Source organism: Delftia sp. DS1230 (assembly GCF_040112715.1).
Taxonomy (GTDB): domain Bacteria; phylum Pseudomonadota; class Gammaproteobacteria; order Burkholderiales; family Burkholderiaceae_C; genus Comamonas; species Comamonas tsuruhatensis.
This window is the reverse complement of sequence record NZ_CP157763.1, coordinates 4415220-4432449: the sequence shown is the minus strand read 5'-3', so window position 1 is coordinate 4432449 and position 17230 is coordinate 4415220. Positions and strand designations below refer to the sequence as shown.

The following is a 17230-nucleotide window of genomic DNA, read 5'->3' as shown; positions in this document are numbered from 1 at the left end:
TATGAAGACAGCTATCGCCTCCATCCTGATCGCAGCCCCCTTGCTAGCCATGGGCCTGGGCGCCAGCGCCGCCGAACCTGCCAAGAAGGCTCCGGCCAAGGCCGCCGCCAAGCCTGCGGTCAAGAAGGCTCCCGCCAAGAAGGCCACCGCGGCCAAGGCCGCTGCCGGCGCTGCCGCAGTCGGCGGTGCGGCGGCCGTGGCAGCTGCTGCCCAGCAGCCGCTGTCCGCCGAAGACCTGGCCATCTCGGAGCGCGTGCACACCGGCCGCATTCCCTGCGAGCTGGGCGTCTTCGTCAATGTGACGGCCGACCAGTCCAACCCCGGCTACTTCAACATCGACGGCAAGGGCTTCAAGTACCACATGGCGCCCGTCAAGACCTCGACCGGCACCGTGCGCCTGGAAGACAAGCATGCCGGCGCCGTCTGGCTGCAGATCGCCAACAAGTCCATGCTCATGAACCAGAAGGTCGGCCAGCGCCTGGCCGACGAATGCATGAGCCCTGACCAGCTTCAGGTGGCCGAGGCCATCAAGAAGAACCCGCCTCCCAGCCTGCTGGAAGCACCCAAGCCCGCCGGCCAGTAATCCAGGCCCGGACCTGAGCGTCCCGCAAGCAGCCCCACTTTAGAAAACCATGGAGAGAGAATCATGTTGAAAGCCTACCGTGACCACGTGGCCGAACGCGCCGCGCTCGGTATCCCCCCGCTGCCGCTGGATGCCAAGCAGGTTGCCGAACTGATCGAGCTGATCAAGAACCCGCCCGCTGGCGAGGACGCCTTCCTGCTCGACCTGCTCACGCACCGCGTTCCTCCGGGCGTGGACGATGCCGCCAAGGTCAAGGCCAGCTTCCTGGCGGCCGTGGCCCACGGTGACATCCAGGTGGCTCTCATCTCCAAGGCCAAGGCCACCGAGCTGCTGGGCACCATGGTGGGCGGCTACAACGTGCACCCCCTGATCGAGCTGCTGGACGATGCCGAAGTCGCCGGCGTCGCTGCCGACGCGCTGAAGAAGACGCTGCTGATGTTCGACTTCTTCAACGACGTGGCCACCAAGGCCAAGGCCGGCAACGCCAAGGCCCAGGAAGTCATGCAGAGCTGGGCCGACGCCGAGTGGTTCACCTCGCGCCCCGAAGTGGACAAGAAGATCACCGTCACCGTCTTCAAGGTGCCCGGCGAGACCAACACCGACGACCTGTCGCCCGCACCCGATGCCTGGAGCCGTCCGGACATCCCGCTGCACTACCTGGCCATGCTCAAGAACACCCGTCCCGACGCGGCCTTCAAGCCCGAGGAAGACGGCAAGCGCGGCCCGATGCAGTTCATCGACGACCTCAAGAAGAAGGGCCACCTGGTCGCCTACGTGGGCGACGTGGTCGGCACCGGCTCCTCGCGCAAGTCGGCCACCAACTCCATCGTCTGGGCCACGGGCCAGGACATCCCCTTCGTGCCCAACAAGCGCTTCGGCGGCGTGACCCTGGGCGGCAAGATCGCCCCCATCTTCTTCAACACGCAGGAAGACTCCGGCTCGCTGCCCATCGAAGTGGACGTCTCCAAGCTGGAGATGGGCGACGTCATCGACGTGCTGCCCTATGACGGCAAGCTGGTCAAGAACGGCGAGACCGTCGCCGAGTTCCAGCTCAAGAGCGACGTGCTGTTCGACGAAGTGCGCGCCGGCGGCCGCATCAACCTGATCATCGGCCGTTCGCTGACCGCCAAGGCCCGCGAATTCCTGGGCCTGTCTGCCTCCACCGTGTTCCGCCTGCCCCAGGCGCCCGCTGCTTCGAACGCCGGCTTCACGCTGGCCCAGAAGATGGTCGGCCGCGCCGTCGGCCTGCCGGAAGGCCAGGGCGTGCGTCCCGGTACCTACTGCGAGCCGCGCATGACCACCGTGGGTTCGCAGGACACCACCGGCCCCATGACCCGCGACGAGCTCAAGGACCTGGCCTGCCTGGGTTTCTCGGCCGACATGGTCATGCAGTCCTTCTGCCACACGGCCGCCTACCCCAAGCCCGTGGACGTCAAGACCCACCGCGAGCTGCCTGCCTTCATCAGCAACCGCGGCGGCGTGGCCCTGCGTCCCGGTGACGGCGTGATCCACTCCTGGCTCAACCGCCTGCTGCTGCCCGACACCGTGGGCACGGGCGGCGACTCGCACACGCGCTTCCCCATCGGCATCTCCTTCCCCGCAGGTTCCGGCCTGGTGGCCTTCGGCGCCGCCACGGGCGTGATGCCCCTGGACATGCCCGAGTCCGTGCTCGTGCGCTTCAAGGGCGAAATGCAGCCCGGCGTCACCCTGCGTGACCTGGTGCATGCCATTCCCCTGTACGCCATCAAGGCAGGCGCGCTGACCGTGGCCAAGGCCGGCAAGAAGAACATCTTCTCGGGCCGCATCCTGGAAATCGAAGGTCTGCCCGACCTGAAGGTGGAACAGGCCTTCGAGCTGTCCGACGCCTCGGCCGAGCGCTCGGCTGCCGGCTGCACGATCAAGCTCAACCCCGAGCCGATCAAGGAGTACCTGACCTCGAACATCGTTCTGATGAAGAACATGATCGCCGACGGCTACGCCGACGCCAAGACGCTGCAGCGCCGCATCGAGAAGGTCGAAGCCTGGCTGGCCAAGCCCGACCTGCTCGAAGCCGACAAGGACGCCGAATACGCTGCCGTGTTCGAGATCGACCTGGCCGACATCAAGGAACCCATCGTCTGCTGCCCCAACGATCCCGATGACGCCAAGTTCCTGTCCGAAGTGGCCGGCACCAAGATCGATGAAGCCTTCATCGGTTCGTGCATGACCAACATCGGCCACTTCCGCGCAGCAGCCAAGCTGCTGGGCGGCCAGCGCGACATCCCCGTCAAGCTGTGGGTGGCTCCGCCCACCAAGATGGACCAGAACGAGCTGATCAAGGAAGGCCACTACGCCGCCTTCGGCACGGCCGGTGCCCGCACCGAAATGCCGGGCTGCTCGCTGTGCATGGGCAACCAGGCCCAGGTCCGCGAAGGCGCGACGGTGATCTCCACCTCGACCCGCAACTTCCCCAACCGCCTGGGCAAGAACACCAACGTGTTCCTGGGCTCGGCCGAGCTGGCCGCCATCGCATCGCGCCTGGGCAAGCTGCCCACCAAGGAGGAATACCTCAAGGAAATGGGCGTGATCGATGCCGACAAGTCCAGCGTCTACCGCTACATGAACTTCGACCAGATCGAAGAGTACGCGGACGTGGCCAAGGGCGTGAGCGCCTGAGTCCGGCCTGATCCGGCTCCATGAGCAAAGCCCGCTTCGGCGGGCTTTGCTGCTTTCTGGCTCTGTACTTTCCGGTTTACGCAGCCTGCCTCAACCGCCCCAGCACCTCCTGCGTCTGCGCATCCGCCGGAAAGAACGACTCCACGGCCAGCTCCTGCAGTGTCACATCCACCGGCGTGCCGAAGATGGTGATGGTGCTGATGAAGTTCAGCCGGCCATGGTCGGTGTCCAGCGCGAAGGGCACGGCGATGTGGCTGGCAGGTGCTGCGCCATGCGAGTCCGCTTCATCTTCCTTGAACGGGTAGGCGGCAATCTCGTCGTGCAGCGCCTGCAACTGCGCATCCGACGTGGCGGCAATTTGCTGCTGCAGGCGGTGCAGCAGATGCGCGCGCCAATGGGCTGCGTTGGCCAGGCGCGGGCCCAGGCCTTCGGGGTGCAGGCTCAGGCGCAGCACATTGACAGGCGGCTCCAGCAGCCAGGGCGCCACGCCGGCCAGCAGCAGCGGCACGATGGCGTTGGCGGCCACCAGGTTCCAGTGCCGGTCCACGGCCAGGGCGGGATTGGGTTCGTGGCCCTTGAGCACCAGGTCCACGGCCTGGCGCGCGGCGGCCAGGTCCGGGTGGTCCAGCGGCCGGGCCTGGTACATGGGCGCATAGCCTGCGGCCACCAGCAGCGCGTTGCGCTCGCGCAGCGGCACGCCCAGGCGCTCGACCAGGCGCAGCACCATCTCGCGGCTGGGCTGGGCGCGGCCGGTTTCCACATAGCTCAGGTGGCGCGTGGAGATCTCGGCCTCCAGTGCCAGGCCCTGCTGGCTCAGGCGGCGGTGCTGGCGCCAGTGGCGCAGATGGTCGCCGAAGGGCGAGCGCGCGGACGGTGGATGGGCGGTGGAGGTCATGGTCCGCATCGTAGCGGCGGGGCTGGCGTGGCGGCCATGACCTGCGAGGTTATCGACCCTGTGCAGCCTGCGGCGGACCATGCAGTCCATGGCATGCACGGTGTGTGCCTGTTGCTCTCAAGGAGTTCGCCATGTCGATGTTCGCTTCCCCCCGTTTCCTGCCCCGCGTGATGTGGGCCGATGCTGCTTCCTGCGCCGCCTCGGGCGCCTTGCAACTGGTGGCGGGGCAGCCGCTGGCGGATGTGACGGGGTTGCCTCTGGCGCTGCTGCAGTCCACAGGCTGGTTTTTGCTGGGCTATGCGCTGCTGGCTGCGTGGATGGCGGCGCGCTCGCCTGTGCCGCGGCGGTTGATCGGGCTGGTGGTTGTGGGGAATTTGGGGTGGGCTGTGGGCTGTGTTGCGCTGTTGGCGTTTGGTGGGTTGGGGTTGTCTGCCTGGGGGGTGGCGTGGGTGTTGGGGCAGGCGCTGGTGGTTGTGGTGTTGGCTGAGTTGCAGTGGACTGGTTGAGGCGCACGCGGGATGTGGCGGGTGCTGCACATCCCGTTGTTGCAGGGTAATGGGGCTGTATCTGCCCCTGCCGGATGGTGTTTTTTGGAGGCCGGGTCTCGGCCCGGCAGCCGACCTACTTTCCTTTGTTTCGCCAAAGGAAAGTAGGCAAAGCAAAGGCGACCCGAATGCCCGCGACCCCTTCGCTGCGCTGCGGGGCAACCTGCATCGGGCCGCCTGCGGGGTTCGCCGCAGAACTCACTGCGCGCTGCGCGCTCCGTTCAGACAACTGCGGCGAGTCAGTTGACGAAGCAGTCCTGTCCTTCGGCAGGACTGCAACCCCGCAGGCGGCCCGACGCAGGCGCTGACATACGGGGAGTGGGCTCGGGCCTTCGCTGCGCTGGGCCCGGGTCAGGGGGGTGCGCTGCTTTTGACGTAGGGGGAGCAGCCCACGGCGACGACTTCGCCGCTGGTTTCGCTGGCCAGCATGTCGGCGCTGTTGCGGATGGTGCGCAGGGCGCTGGCGAGCACGTTCAGGCGGTTGCTGGTTTCGGGCGTTTCCAGCCACAGCAGGGCCATGCGGGAGAGTGCCGAGATTTCGGCACAGCCTTGCTGCACAAGGCGGTCCACCTCGGTCACGACCTGGGTGAAATGCTCGGCGCTGGGTGGGGGTCTGGGTGTCATGGCTCGGCTCTCCGTGCAAAGGTGAGGCGGGCCATCGAGAGGGATGCGATGTACATGGTTCCGTGCTCCTATTCGAGACTGAACCACCAAGCCGGGTTTTCAAGCACAGCAATGGTGGACGGGATGTTGAAAACACGAGAATAGTCGTGCGGGCAGCCTTGCGGTGAGCCCCATCCCGTCCCAAACCGTTCGGATGCAGGCAAGCGCCCACGATCCAAGCAAATCAGACGTGACAAGGCCTCGCTATCGGGGAGGCCGCTCCGCTATTCTTCAAAGGTGTTTTCAAGCACCGGCCCCGTGACAGGGGGTTGGTGCGGATTGTGGCATAGCGACTGGAGTTGCTCCAGCGGGGCTGGCATGACCTGGCAGGTCATGGACTCGGGGGGCGGTGGCGGCGGAGCATCGGTGGGGCCGGCTTGCGAGGTGCATGCCCGGCAATCCACAAGGAGTGCTGATGCCGATGTTTTCCCATGCCCGTTTCCTGCCCCGCACCCTGTGGGCCGACGCCATCTGCTGTGCCGCGGCCGGTTCGGTGCAGCTGGCTTTTTCGCAGCCCTTGGCCGTTTCAACGGGCTTGCCGCAGGCGCTGCTGCTGGGCACGGGGCGCTTCTTGCTGGCCTGGGCCTGCGTGGCTGGCTGGGGCGCGTGCCGCATGCCGCGCAGCGGGGGGCTGGTGGCGCTTGCCGTGTTCGGCAACTTCGGCTGGGCCCTGGCCTGCGGGGTTGTGCTGTACAGCGGCGTGCTGGAGCCTGCGCCCGCAGGCTGGGCATGGGTGCTGGGCCAGGCGGCCATCGGCGTGGCGCTGGGCGATCTGCAGTGCGCGGGGTTGTGGCGCAGCAGGGCTTCGCTGGCCGGTTCGATGACAGCCCCGTGAAAGCCTGCCGTTTTTGACGCGCGGACAGCGTTGTCCGCGTGTGACTATCGCCAATGGACCACAGCATCCGCGGGCACTTCTGGGCACAATGGAAATCAGAGTCTTGGTGCATGCCCAGCAGCCCGGAAAAGGCGGCGCGCATGTGCCTTCCCAGAGTTTCATCCAGGAGTCTCACGATGCGCCACGAATATGAAAACACCCTCAAGTCCTTTGCTGCGGCGGGGGGCAAGAAGGGCAAGTTCTTCTCCCTGCCTGAACTGGCAAGGCAATATCCACAGGTCCGGCGATTGCCCGTGTCGTTGCGCATCGTGCTGGAGTCCGTGCTGCGCAACTGCGATGGCAACAAGGTGACGCGCGAGCATGTGGAGCAGTTGGCGAACTGGAAGCCCCAGGCCGAGCGCGTGGACGAGATCCCCTTCGTGGTATCGCGCGTGGTGCTGCAGGATTTCACGGGCGTGCCGCTGCTGGCCGACCTGGCCGCGATGCGCAGCACTGCCGCCAGGCTGGGCAAGAAGCCCAAGTCCATCGAGCCGCTGGTGCCCGTGGACCTGGTGGTGGACCACTCCATCATGGTGGACTACTTCGGCACCAAGAAGGCGCTGGACCTGAACATGAAGCTGGAGTTCCAGCGCAACAAGGAGCGCTACCAGTTCATGAAGTGGGGCATGCAGGCCTTCGACACCTTCGGCGTGGTGCCGCCGGGCTTCGGCATCGTCCACCAGGTGAACCTGGAGTACCTGGCGCGCGGCGTGCACAAGACCAAGGACGGCGTGCACTACCCCGACACCCTGGTGGGCACGGACAGCCACACGACCATGATCAACGGCATCGGCGTGGTGGGCTGGGGCGTGGGCGGCATCGAGGCCGAGGCGGCCATGCTGGGCCAGCCCGTGTACTTCCTCACGCCCGATGTGGTGGGCTTCGAGCTGTCGGGCCAGCTGCGCGAGGGCGTGACGGCCACCGACCTGGTGCTGTCGGTGACCGAGATCCTGCGCCGCGAGAAGGTGGTGGGCAAGTTCGTGGAGTTCTTCGGCGAAGGCACGCGCACCCTGGCGCTGCCCGACCGCGCCACCATCGGCAACATGGCGCCCGAGTACGGTGCCACCATGGGCTTTTTCCCCGTCGATGAAAAAACCATCGACTACTTCAGGGGCACGGGCCGCAGCAAGGCCGAGATCGAGGCCTTCGAGGGCTATTTCCGCGCGCAGGAGCTGTTCGGCGTGCCGGCCGCCGGCGAGATCGACTACTCGCATGTGGTGCGTCTGGACCTGGGCACGGTGGCGCCCAGCCTGGCCGGACCCAAGCGCCCGCAGGACCGCATCGAGCTGGGCAATGTGTCGTCCAAGTTCGATGAGCTGTTCAGCGCCCCTGCGGCGCACAACGGGTTCAACCAGCCGATGGAGCGGCTGGGCCGGAGCTTTCGCGTAGGCGGTGGCGGTGAGGGCGAGGTGGCGCCCGAGACGCCGGCCCATCCGCCCGGCGCGCAGCGCTCGCTGGCCGAGATGGAGGCCAACAAGCCCAAGCTGGAGGCCGCCCACAGCGAGGCGCCGGTCGATGCCCCCACGCCGCCCAAGCGCCTGAGCATCGCCAACGGCGACGTGCTGATTGCCGCCATCACCAGCTGCACCAACACCTCCAACCCCAGCGTGATGCTGGCCGCCGGCCTGCTGGCCAAGAAGGCGGTGAAGGCCGGGCTCACGGTGCAGCCGCACATCAAGACCTCTCTGGCGCCGGGCTCGCGCGTGGTGACCGAGTATTTGACCGAAGCCGGCCTGCTGCCCTACCTGGAAAAGCTGGGCTTTGCGCTGGCCGGCTACGGCTGCACCACCTGCATCGGCAACGCGGGCGACCTCACGCCGGAGCTCAACGAAGCCATCACCAGCAACGACCTGGTCTGCGCGGCCGTGCTGTCGGGCAACCGCAACTTCGAGGCGCGCATCCACCCCAACATCAAGGCCAACTTCCTGGCCAGCCCGCCCCTGGTCGTGGCCTATGCCATTGCCGGCACGGTGCGCCGCGACCTGATGACCGAGCCCGTGGGCCAGGGCAAGAACGGCCGTGACATCTACCTGGGCGACATCTGGCCGACCAGCGAAGAGATCCACGCGCTGATGAAGTACGCCATGAACGGCAAGGCCTTCCGCGAGAACTACGAGAAGGTGCGTTCCGAGCCCGGCAAGCTCTGGGAAAAGATCCACGGCGTGACGGGCGCCACCTATACCTGGCCCGAGAGCACCTACATTGCCGAGCCGCCGTTCTTCGATGATTTCCGGCTCCAGCTGGACGCGCCCGCCGCCGGCGCCGAAGGCTCCAACCCCTACGTGGTGCACGGCGCGCGCGTGATGGCGCTGTTCGGCGACTCCATCACCACCGACCACATCTCGCCGGCCGGCTCCATCAAGGAAAGCTCGCCCGCAGGCCAGTGGCTGCTGGCCCACGGCGTGCAAAAGGCCGACTTCAACAGCTACGGCTCGCGGCGCGGCAACCATGAGGTGATGATGCGCGGCACCTTTGCCAACGTGCGCATCAAGAACCTGATGATTCCGGCGCAGGCCGATGGCTCGCGCGAGGAGGGCGGCCTGACGCTGTACCGCGACGGCACGGGCCAGGTTACCAAGATGCCCATCTACGACGCGGCCATGAAGTACCAGGCCGAGGGCCGTGCCACCGTGATCTTCGCGGGCGAGGAATACGGCACGGGATCGAGCCGCGACTGGGCCGCCAAGGGCACGCAGCTGCTGGGCATCAAGGCCGTGGTGGCGCGCAGCTTCGAGCGCATCCACCGTTCCAACCTGGTGGGCATGGGCGTGCTGCCGCTGCAGTTCCTGGGCACGGACAGCTGGCAGACCCTGGGCCTGACGGGCGAGGAGTTCGTGGAAGTGATTCCCGCCGCCGACCTGGCGCCGCAAAGCGAGGCCCAGCTGGTGATCACGCGTGCCGATGGCAGCAAGCAGACCGTGGTGGTCAAGCTGCGCATCGACACGCCCATCGAGGTGGACTACTACCGGCACGGCGGCATCCTGCCGTACGTTCTCAGGCAGCTCCTTGAATGAAGTTGGAAACCCCCTGAGCCGCTATGCGGCTTCCCCCTGGAAGGGGGACGACACCCTGGCGGCGTGGCGGCCCTTGCTCGGTGTCCCTCGCGTTTGGGCCACGCCAGTTTTGGACATGGTGAACTGAGCAAGGGTGTGGCGTTTATGGCTGCTGTCCCAGCCTGCCCACGCTGTCGCGCAGGTGGGCCAGCAGCGATTCGACCAGGGGCTGCACATGGCCCGGGTGCCACATGGCCTGCATCTGCGACTGCGGGTGCCGGCCCTGGATGGGCACGAAGGCCAGCCCCGGAAAGCCCACGCGCTGCAGGCAGGACGGAACCAGGGACACGCCCTGGCCCAGCGACACCATGGACAGCACGGACAGCCAGTGCCGCACCTCGTGGTGCAGGTCGGGCGTGAAGCCTTCGCTCTGGCAGATCTGCCAGATCTGCTGGTGGTAGTCGGGCGAGACCTGGCGCGAGAACAGCACCATGCGCTCGCCCGCCAGCTGGCGCACCTGCAGCGTGCGCTGGCCGGCCAGCGCATGGCCTGCGGGCAGGCAGGCCATGAAGGGCTCGCTCACCAGGGTGTGTGATTGCAGGCCGGGCGCGGGGCGCGTGGCGTGCAGCAGGCCCAGGTCCAGCCGCTCCTGCTGCAGGGAGGCGATCTGCTCTGCGCTGTTGAGCTCCAGCATGTCGATGCGCACCAGCGGGTGCCGGGCGCGAAAGCTCTCCAGCGCCTCGGGCAGCCCGCGGTAGATGGCCGAACCCACAAAGCCCAGCCGGATGCGGCCCTGCACGCCGTCGGCGATGGCGCGCATGTCCTGGCGCACGCGCTGGGCCTGTTCCATGATGTCCTGGGCCTGCACGCGCAGGTGCTTGCCGGCGGCCGTGAGCCGCACCTCCTTGCTGGTGCGCTCGAACAGCTGGGCGCCCAGCTCTTCCTCCAGCTGGCGGATGGCCACGCTCAGCGGCGGCTGGGAGATGGACAGGCGCTGGGCTGCGCGGCTGAAGTGCAGCTCCTCGGCCAGCACCAGAAAGTACCTCAGTTGTCTCAGCTCCATGGTGTTCTATCCGGTTTGACTATTGATCAATACGTTATCGATATTTGACTCGAATAGGACTGTTTCCAAGAATGGGGACATCCCCAAGACCCGGAGCCCATGCGCCCGGGCCAGGTTCCCGCACAGGAGACAGACCATGAACCCCGAACCGCAGGCGCTGGCCGCCATGCAGTCTTCCCCCGCCCAGGCTTTCCAGGCCGTGCCCGACCGCCACGGCAGCAACCTGTACACCACCGATTCGCAGTTGCAGCCGCTGCTGGGTCTGTACCTGCCGCCCGAGGTGAACGCGCACCTGCAGCCCCATCTGGAGCGCATGGGCGCCCTGGCCGGCCGCGAGATCGATGAATGGGCACTGACCGCCGACCGCAACCCGCCCGAGCTGGAGCACCGCGACCGCACGGGGCGCGATGCGCAGCGCATCGTCAAGCACCCGGCCTATGTGGAGATGGAGCGCATTGCCTACGGCGAGTTCGGCCTGGCCGTCATGTCGCACCGCACGGGCGTGCTGGGCTGGGATGGCAAGCTGCCGCCGCTGGCCAAGTACGCGCTGACCTATCTGTTCGTGCAGGCCGAGTTCGGCCTGTGCTGCCCGCTGTCCATGACGGACTCGCTGGCGCGCACGCTGCGCAAGTACGGCGAGCCGGCCCTGGTCGAGAAGTACTGGCCGCGCATGACGCAGCTGCGCTTCGAGGACCAGGCCCAGGGCGCCATGTTCATGACCGAGCAGGCGGCCGGCTCGGACATCTCCAACACCCAGACGCTGGCCCGCCCGGCCGCCGACGGCAGCTGGCGCCTGTCGGGCGACAAGTGGTTCTGCTCCAACCCCGATGCCGACTTCGCCATGGTGCTGGCGCGCGTGGAAGGCGCGCCGGCGGGCATGAAGGGCATCTCGCTGTTCCTGCTGCCGCGCCGGCTGGACGATGGCTCGGCCAACCACTACCGCATCGTGCGCCTCAAGCACAAGCTGGGCACGCGCTCCATGGCCAGCGGCGAGATCGTGCTCGACGGCGCCGTCGCCTACCTGGTGGGCGAGCAGGGCCGGGGCTTCGTGCAAATGGCCGACATGGTGAACAACTCGCGCCTGTCCAACGGCGTGCGCTCGGCCGGGTTGATGCGCCGCGCCGTGGCCGAGGCCGAGTACGTGGCGCGCGAGCGCCGCGCCTTCGGCAAGGCCCTGCAGGACATGCCGCTGATGCAGCGCCAGCTCGACAAGCTGCGCATCTACTCCGAGCAGGCCCGCACCATGGTGCTGCAGACGGCCCAGGCGCTGCAGCGTTCGGACGCAGGCGAAGACGGCGCCTACGCGCTGCTGCGCATCCTCACGCCCATGATCAAGTTCCGCGCCTGCCGCGACGCGCGCAAGGTCACGGGCGACGCCATGGAAGTGCGCGGCGGATGCGGCTACATCGAGGAATGGAGCGACCCGCGCCTGGTGCGCGACTCCCACCTGGGATCGATCTGGGAAGGCACCAGCAACATCGTGGCGCTGGACGTGATCCGCGCCATCAAGCGCGAAGGCTCTCTGCCCGTGCTGCGCGACCACGCGGCCCAGCTGCTGGCCCAGACCGAGGCGGCCACGGAATTCAAGGCCGCGCTGTCGGCCAGCATGGACAAGGCTGCGGCCCTGGCCCTGCGCGCGGCCGAGGAGGGCGGTGACCGCCTGGCGCGCGCCGCCGCCTCGGGCCTGTACCACTGCTTCACGGCCACGGCCATGGCCTGGGAGGCCTCGTGCACACGCAGTGCCGAACGCATGCGCTGGGCCCAGCTGGTGCTGCTGCACCGCGTGCTGCCGCGCGACCCGCTGGCGGCAGGCGACCTGTCCGAAGGCTGGACACGCTGAGCCCATCGAGCGCACCGACCCAGAACACACATCCCGTCCACAGGGGTGCCCGCACAAGTACCGGAGACAAACACCATGCCTTGCACTGACCCGAAGCCGTCCTTCCAGAAACGCCGATTCCTGTGGGCCTGTGCGCTCGCCGCCACCGCCGCGCTGCCGGCCGCCGCCCTGGCCGAACGCTTTCCCGAGCGGCCCATCAGCTTCGTCGTTCCCTTCCCGCCCGGCGGGCCCACGGACGCCATGGCCCGCACGCTGGCGATATCGCTGACCGAGACGCTGGGCCAGAGCGTGATCGTGGAAAACAAGGCCGGCGCGGGCGGCAACATCGGTGCCGACTTCGTGGCGCGCGCCAGGCCCGACGGCTACACCATCATGTTCGGCACCTCGGGGCCGCTGGCCATCAACAAGCACCTGTACCGCAAGATCAACTACGACCCGCAGACCAGCTTCGCGCCCATCATCCGCGTGGGCCACCTGCCCAATGTGCTGGTGGTCAACCCGGCGACCAAGGCCACCACCGTGCAGGAGCTGATTGCTCAGGACAAGGCCAAGCCGGGCAGCCTGGACTATGCGTCCTCGGGCAACGGTGCCTCCTCGCACCTGGCGGGCGTGCTGTTCAACAAGATGGCCGGCACCTCGCTGCAGCACATCCCGTACAAGGGCACGGGCCCGGCGCTCAACGACCTGCTGGCGGGGCAGGTGAACATGACCTTCACCGACATCCTCACCGCCATGCCCTACATCAAGGCCGGCAAGTTCAAGGCCATTGGCGTGGCCACGGAAAAGCGCTCCCAGGCCATGCCCGATATTCCCACCATCGCCGAGCAGGGCCTGCCCGGCTACGACGTGAGCGTGTTCTTCGGCGTGGTGGCACCGGCCGGCACGCCGGCCGACCGCATCGAGACGCTGAACGCGGCCTTCCGCAAGGCCCTGGGCAGCGAGCGCATCCGCAAGACCTTTGCCGACCAGGGGCTGGAGCCGGCATCGGATCTGTCGCCAGCAGGGCTGTCGACCTTCATCGCGCAGGAAGTGACCAAGTGGAAGGCCGTGGTCGATGCCTCCGGCGCCAAACTGGATTGAATAGATGGAGAACACCCCCTGAGCGGCTACGCCGCTTCCCCCTCTCTCGCACGCGGGAGTGGGACGGCGCCTTCGCTGCGGGGCGGCCCTTGCTGGGCGCCCCAGTGGCTTGAAACACGCCAGTCTTGCACCTTGTGCCAATGAAGAAAGAAACTTTATGAGCAGAGCCAATGGTGCCATCCAGGGCATCCGTGTCCTCGACCTCTCCCGCATTCTTGGTGGCCCGCTGTGCGGCCAGATCCTGGGCGACCACGGCGCCGACGTGCTCAAGGTGGAGCCGCCGCAGGGCGACGATACGCGCGCCTGGGGGCCGCCGTTCCAGGACGGAGTGTCCTCCTACTACCGGGGCCTGAACCGCAACAAGCGGCTGCAGTTCCTGGACCTGTCCCTGCCCGAAGGCCAGCAGGCCGTGCTGGCGCTGATGGAGCAGGCCGACGTGGTGGTGGAGAACTTCAAGATCGGCACCATGGAAAAGTGGGGCATTGGCTGGGAGCAGGTGCGCGAGCGCTTTCCGCGCCTCATCTGGTGCCGCGTCAGCGGCTTCGGCGCCGATGGCCCGCTGGGCGCCTGGCCCGGCTATGACGCGGCCATCCAGGCCATGACGGGGCTGATGAGCGTCAACGGCGAGGCCGGCGGCGATCCGCTGCGCGTGGGCCTGCCGGTGGTGGACATGGTCACGGGCATGAACGGCGTCATCGGCGTGCTGCTGGCGCTGCAGGAGCGCCAGCGCAGCGGCCTGGGCCAGCTGGTCGATGTCTCGCTGTACGACAGCGGCATCTCGCTGCTGCACCCGCATGCGGCCAACTGGTTCATGAGCGGCAGGACGCCAGGGCGCTCGGGCAACGCCCATCCCAACATCTATCCCTACGACAGCTTTGCCACGGGCACCACGCCGGTCTTCCTGGCCGTGGGCAACGACCGCCAGTTCCGCCTGCTGTGCGAGCACCTGGGATGCCCGCAACTGGTGGCCGACGAGCGCTTTGCCACGGCCGGCCAGCGCTCGCACCACCGCGATGCGCTCAAGCCGCTGCTGGAGCAGGCCCTGCAGTCCTGCGACGGCCCCGCCCTGGCCGATGCGCTGATGGCCATCGGCGTGCCCGCCGCACCCGTGCTGGGCGTGGACGCGGCGCTCAACCACCCGCATACCCTGCACCGCGAGATGGTGGTGGAGATGGAGGGCGGCTACCGGGGCCTGGGCGCGCCCGTCAAGCTCAGCCGCACGCCGGCCAGCTACCGGCATGCGCCGCTGGCCGAGGGCGACAGTTTCGAGTGATTTGCGTGGTGCGCTCAGGGCACGATGGGGCGCAGTTGCGCGTCAGCCATGCCCACCAGCAGCGCGCGACCGTCGGGCTCCACGCGGAACTCGCCGTAGCGGGCTTGCTCCCAGCGCTGGCCATCGCCTTCGCGGAAGTACCAGGCATCGGTCACCAGCGTCCACCGGCCGCCGCGCGGGGTGAGTTCAAAGCGCTGCTCGCCGGGCGCCAGCGGCTCGCTGGCCGTGCCGGTGCGCAGCCACTGCACCACGCCCTGCTCATCGAGCTTGCCGATGGCGTAGAGGCGTCCGCTGCGCAGGTTCTCTTTCTCCACGTCCCTGTCCTCGGAAGGCAGGCGGAAGTTCAGGCGCATGTAGTCGCCCTGCATCAGAGAGCGCGGGTCCACCGGCGCCAATTCCACGAACACCTTGCGGCCCTGGGCGATGGTGCGCTCCTTCTGCGCAATGCCGATATTGGCCACCGCCAGCGTGCAGGCCGCCGTCAGCACCACCAGCCACGGCGCCCAGCGCTGCAGGGGCGCGGCGCCCGATGCGGCGGCGGTCTCCGCGCTGCCCGGCAGGACTGCGGCGCGCGGCCCTGCCCAGGCCAGCAGGCCCAGCAAGGCGCCGCAGCCGGCCAGCACCAGGGCCTTGGTGGCCAGTGGCCAGGCCAGCTGGTAGTAGAAGCTGCCCACGATCCAGGCCGCAGCCAGGGCGGCCGCTGCGGCCTGCCGCCAGCGGCCGCTGGTGCCGGTCACCGCCAGCGCCAGCAGGCAGGCGCCCAGCCAGGGCAGAAAGGCACTCAGCACGGCCAGCACCACGGCAGCCACGGCGGCGCGCGGCTGCCGCAGCGTGGGCCATGCGCGCTGGGCGAACCAGGCGGCTGCCAGGGCCAGCACGGCCGAGCCGGCCTGCGTCAGAACGCCCATGGAGATGTTCGGGGCGGCTTCCTGCGCCAGCTCGCCCGCCAGGCCGCCGCCCAGCACGCCGGCCACCATGAAGCTCCTGCCGGACAGAAAGGCCAGGCCAGCCAGCACCGCCAGCAGCCAGCCCGTGGCAAAGGGCTCCAGCGCCGCCGCCATGCGGGTCTGTGCTGCAGACTGCCCCAGCGCGCGCCACTGGGCTGCCAGCAGCAGCATCCAGAGCAGCAGCGCCGCATGCACGATGACCCAGGTCGGCAGGCCTGCGTACAGGGTGGATGGATCGTTGTCCGGCCAGAGCATGGTGCAAAACAGCAGCGCGCAGGCGGCGCCCAGCAGCACGCGCAGCCAGGGCCTTGGAATGGCGGCCGTGCAGGCCAGCGCAATGGCCAGGCCTATCGCGGCCGCAGCCTGCCCCGACAGGTCGCGCGCCAGGCCAAAGCCCAGCAGGCCGGCGCCGGTCAGCATGGCAGGCAGGGCCAGCTGCTCCAGGAAGACGGGCAGCTCCTCGGCGCGCAGCACGGCCACGGCTGCGGCCAGCATCATGGCGCCGATCACATAGGTGCCGGCGCCGCGCTCTATCCAGTCGGACAGGGCAAACGCAAACAGAATCAGCAAGGGAAGCAGGGCCAGCCAGGCGCCCAGCGCCGTGAGCAGCACCACCGCCCAATGGCGGTCGTTGGCGGCAGGGCGGCGGTCCTGCAAGGCAGCAGGCGGCAGGATGCCCTGGTCCACGGCCTGGCGCAGCAGGGTGTCGTGTTCGTGGCTCATTGAAGGCCTCCTTCCGCGTTGCGGGACATTCGAAGCACCAGGCTCACCGTGGCCGCCAGCAGGCACGCAGCGCCCAGGCCGACGAGCAGCAGCATGCCCGTGAAGTCCGCCCCCAGTTTCTCCAGCAGCAGGTAGACCAGGCCGCACACCAGCAGCACGTTCAGGCCCAGCGCCGCACCGCTGAGCAGGAAGATGTCGAAATGCCTGCGCAGGCCCGCCAGCGCCGCCGCGCCTGCCAGCAGCACCAGCCCCAGCGGGTACTGCGGCGCCACCGTGCTGTGGAACAGCCCGCTGATGGCGGTGGAGGTGATCATCGCCAGCGCCAGCGCGCCCGCGCCGCGCAAGGCCCACAGCCCGGCGCCCGTGAAGCGCCGCAGGGCCGGTGCCATGACCGCGGTGACGGCAAGGGCGGCGCCCAGGGCCACGGCATGGACGCCCAGGTCGCGCGACTCCACCTCCCAGAACTGCGGCGTATGGGCCTGCGCCCACAGCGCAATGCCCGTCATGGCAACCACCACCCAGGGCACCCAGACGCCATCGCTGCGCGCCGCCAGGGCCAGCGGCAGGGTCAGCGCTGCCCACAGCGCGAACAGCTGCCAGGGGTCCGCTCCCGTCTGGTAGGTCTGCCCGAAAAAGGCGAACAGCGCACCCGTGCCCAGCAGCGCCAGCACCGACAGCGGCACGCGCGCCGCCGCGCGCCATGCCGCGCCAAGACACATCACGAGCACGAAGCCCTGCAGCAGGGCAAAGCGCTGCATGCGGCCCATGCTCTCCCAATTGGCGGCAATCCACAGCACGATGCCCAGCCCGCCCAGCGCCGCGCCCAGCAAGGCCACCACGGGCCACAGGCGGGTTCTGAGGGCGGCCGGTTCATGCCCGAATCCCGCCAGTGCAAACAGTTGCACGGCGGCCTTGCGGTCCAGGCCATGCTGGCGGACAAGCTCATGCAATAGGGGGCGCAGGTTCATGGTGTGGATGTTCCTTGGCTTGAAGATGCGGATGCCCGACTTTGCCAGAACCTGTCCGGGATGGATTGCAACGCGGCAGCCCGGTGCCGGTGCAACCTGCTATCTTCCTCCCACTCTCCGGAACACTG

Annotated in this window: 13 protein-coding genes; 8 read left to right on the top strand and 5 right to left on the bottom strand. The window is 68.1% G+C overall.

Translation table 11 applies throughout. From position 1 onward, the window contains the following. Position 1: 1 nt before the first annotated feature. A complete protein-coding gene (locus AAN986_RS20000) occupies positions 2–583 on the top strand; it encodes a hypothetical protein (RefSeq protein WP_047218610.1) in 582 nt (193 codons plus the stop codon). A gap of 63 nt (positions 584–646) precedes the next feature. Continuing rightward, entirely contained in the window at positions 647–3238 is a 2592-nt protein-coding gene (gene acnB, locus AAN986_RS19995) for a bifunctional aconitate hydratase 2/2-methylisocitrate dehydratase (protein WP_016450204.1), read from the top strand. A 76-nt stretch (positions 3239–3314) separates the two neighbouring features. On the opposite strand, the gene AAN986_RS19990 is transcribed toward acnB, so the two are convergent. Next, a complete protein-coding gene (locus tag AAN986_RS19990) occupies positions 3315–4133 on the bottom strand; it encodes a helix-turn-helix transcriptional regulator (protein ID WP_047218608.1) in 819 nt (272 codons plus the stop codon). 131 nt (positions 4134–4264) lie between these two features. On the opposite strand from AAN986_RS19990, the gene AAN986_RS19985 reads away from it, so the two are divergent. After that, positions 4265–4639 (top strand): hypothetical protein, encoded by a 375-nt coding sequence (locus tag AAN986_RS19985; RefSeq protein ID WP_349335446.1) that lies wholly within the window; start codon positions 4265–4267, stop codon positions 4637–4639. Positions 4640–5029: 390 nt separating this feature from the next. Here the strand turns inward: AAN986_RS19985 and AAN986_RS19980 are convergent, their stop codons facing one another. Continuing rightward, positions 5030–5302 (bottom strand): hypothetical protein, encoded by a 273-nt coding sequence (locus tag AAN986_RS19980; protein WP_047218606.1) that lies wholly within the window; start codon positions 5300–5302, stop codon positions 5030–5032. A 454-nt stretch (positions 5303–5756) separates the two neighbouring features. On the opposite strand from AAN986_RS19980, the gene AAN986_RS19975 reads away from it, so the two are divergent. Both AAN986_RS19975 and AAN986_RS19970 read left to right on the top strand, forming a co-directional pair. Then, positions 5757–6176: a hypothetical protein gene (locus AAN986_RS19975; protein WP_047218605.1), complete on the top strand. Its 420-nt coding sequence runs from the start codon at positions 5757–5759 to the stop codon at positions 6174–6176. A gap of 176 nt (positions 6177–6352) precedes the next feature. Then, positions 6353–9229 (top strand): aconitate hydratase, encoded by a 2877-nt coding sequence (locus AAN986_RS19970; RefSeq protein WP_047218604.1) that lies wholly within the window; start codon positions 6353–6355, stop codon positions 9227–9229. A gap of 142 nt (positions 9230–9371) precedes the next feature. Here AAN986_RS19970 and AAN986_RS19965 read toward each other — a convergent pair whose 3' ends face one another. Next, a complete protein-coding gene (locus AAN986_RS19965) occupies positions 9372–10271 on the bottom strand; it encodes a LysR family transcriptional regulator (protein ID WP_013803426.1) in 900 nt (299 codons plus the stop codon). Between the two features lie 136 nt (positions 10272–10407). On the opposite strand from AAN986_RS19965, the gene AAN986_RS19960 reads away from it, so the two are divergent. The 3 genes from AAN986_RS19960 to AAN986_RS19950 all read left to right on the top strand — a co-directional run bounded on the left by AAN986_RS19960 (position 10408) and on the right by AAN986_RS19950 (position 14464). After that, a complete protein-coding gene (locus AAN986_RS19960) occupies positions 10408–12111 on the top strand; it encodes an acyl-CoA dehydrogenase family protein (protein WP_047218603.1) in 1704 nt (567 codons plus the stop codon). Positions 12112–12186: 75 nt separating this feature from the next. Next, the gene (locus AAN986_RS19955; protein ID WP_047218602.1) at positions 12187–13191 is read left to right on the top strand and encodes a tripartite tricarboxylate transporter substrate binding protein; all 1005 of its coding nucleotides are present in this window, start codon (positions 12187–12189) and stop codon (positions 13189–13191) included. Positions 13192–13348: 157 nt separating this feature from the next. Beyond that, positions 13349–14464: a CoA transferase gene (locus AAN986_RS19950; RefSeq protein WP_349335445.1), complete on the top strand. Its 1116-nt coding sequence runs from the start codon at positions 13349–13351 to the stop codon at positions 14462–14464. Positions 14465–14478: 14 nt separating this feature from the next. On the opposite strand, the gene AAN986_RS19945 is transcribed toward AAN986_RS19950, so the two are convergent. Both AAN986_RS19945 and AAN986_RS19940 read right to left on the bottom strand, forming a co-directional pair. Continuing rightward, the gene (locus tag AAN986_RS19945; RefSeq protein ID WP_047218600.1) at positions 14479–16134 is read right to left on the bottom strand and encodes a GDYXXLXY domain-containing protein; all 1656 of its coding nucleotides are present in this window, start codon (positions 16132–16134) and stop codon (positions 14479–14481) included. Then, positions 16131–17102 (bottom strand): DUF2157 domain-containing protein, encoded by a 972-nt coding sequence (locus AAN986_RS19940; protein ID WP_016450214.1) that lies wholly within the window; start codon positions 17100–17102, stop codon positions 16131–16133. The genes AAN986_RS19945 and AAN986_RS19940 overlap by 4 nt, the downstream gene beginning before the upstream one ends. Between the last annotated feature and the right edge of the window lie 128 nt (positions 17103–17230).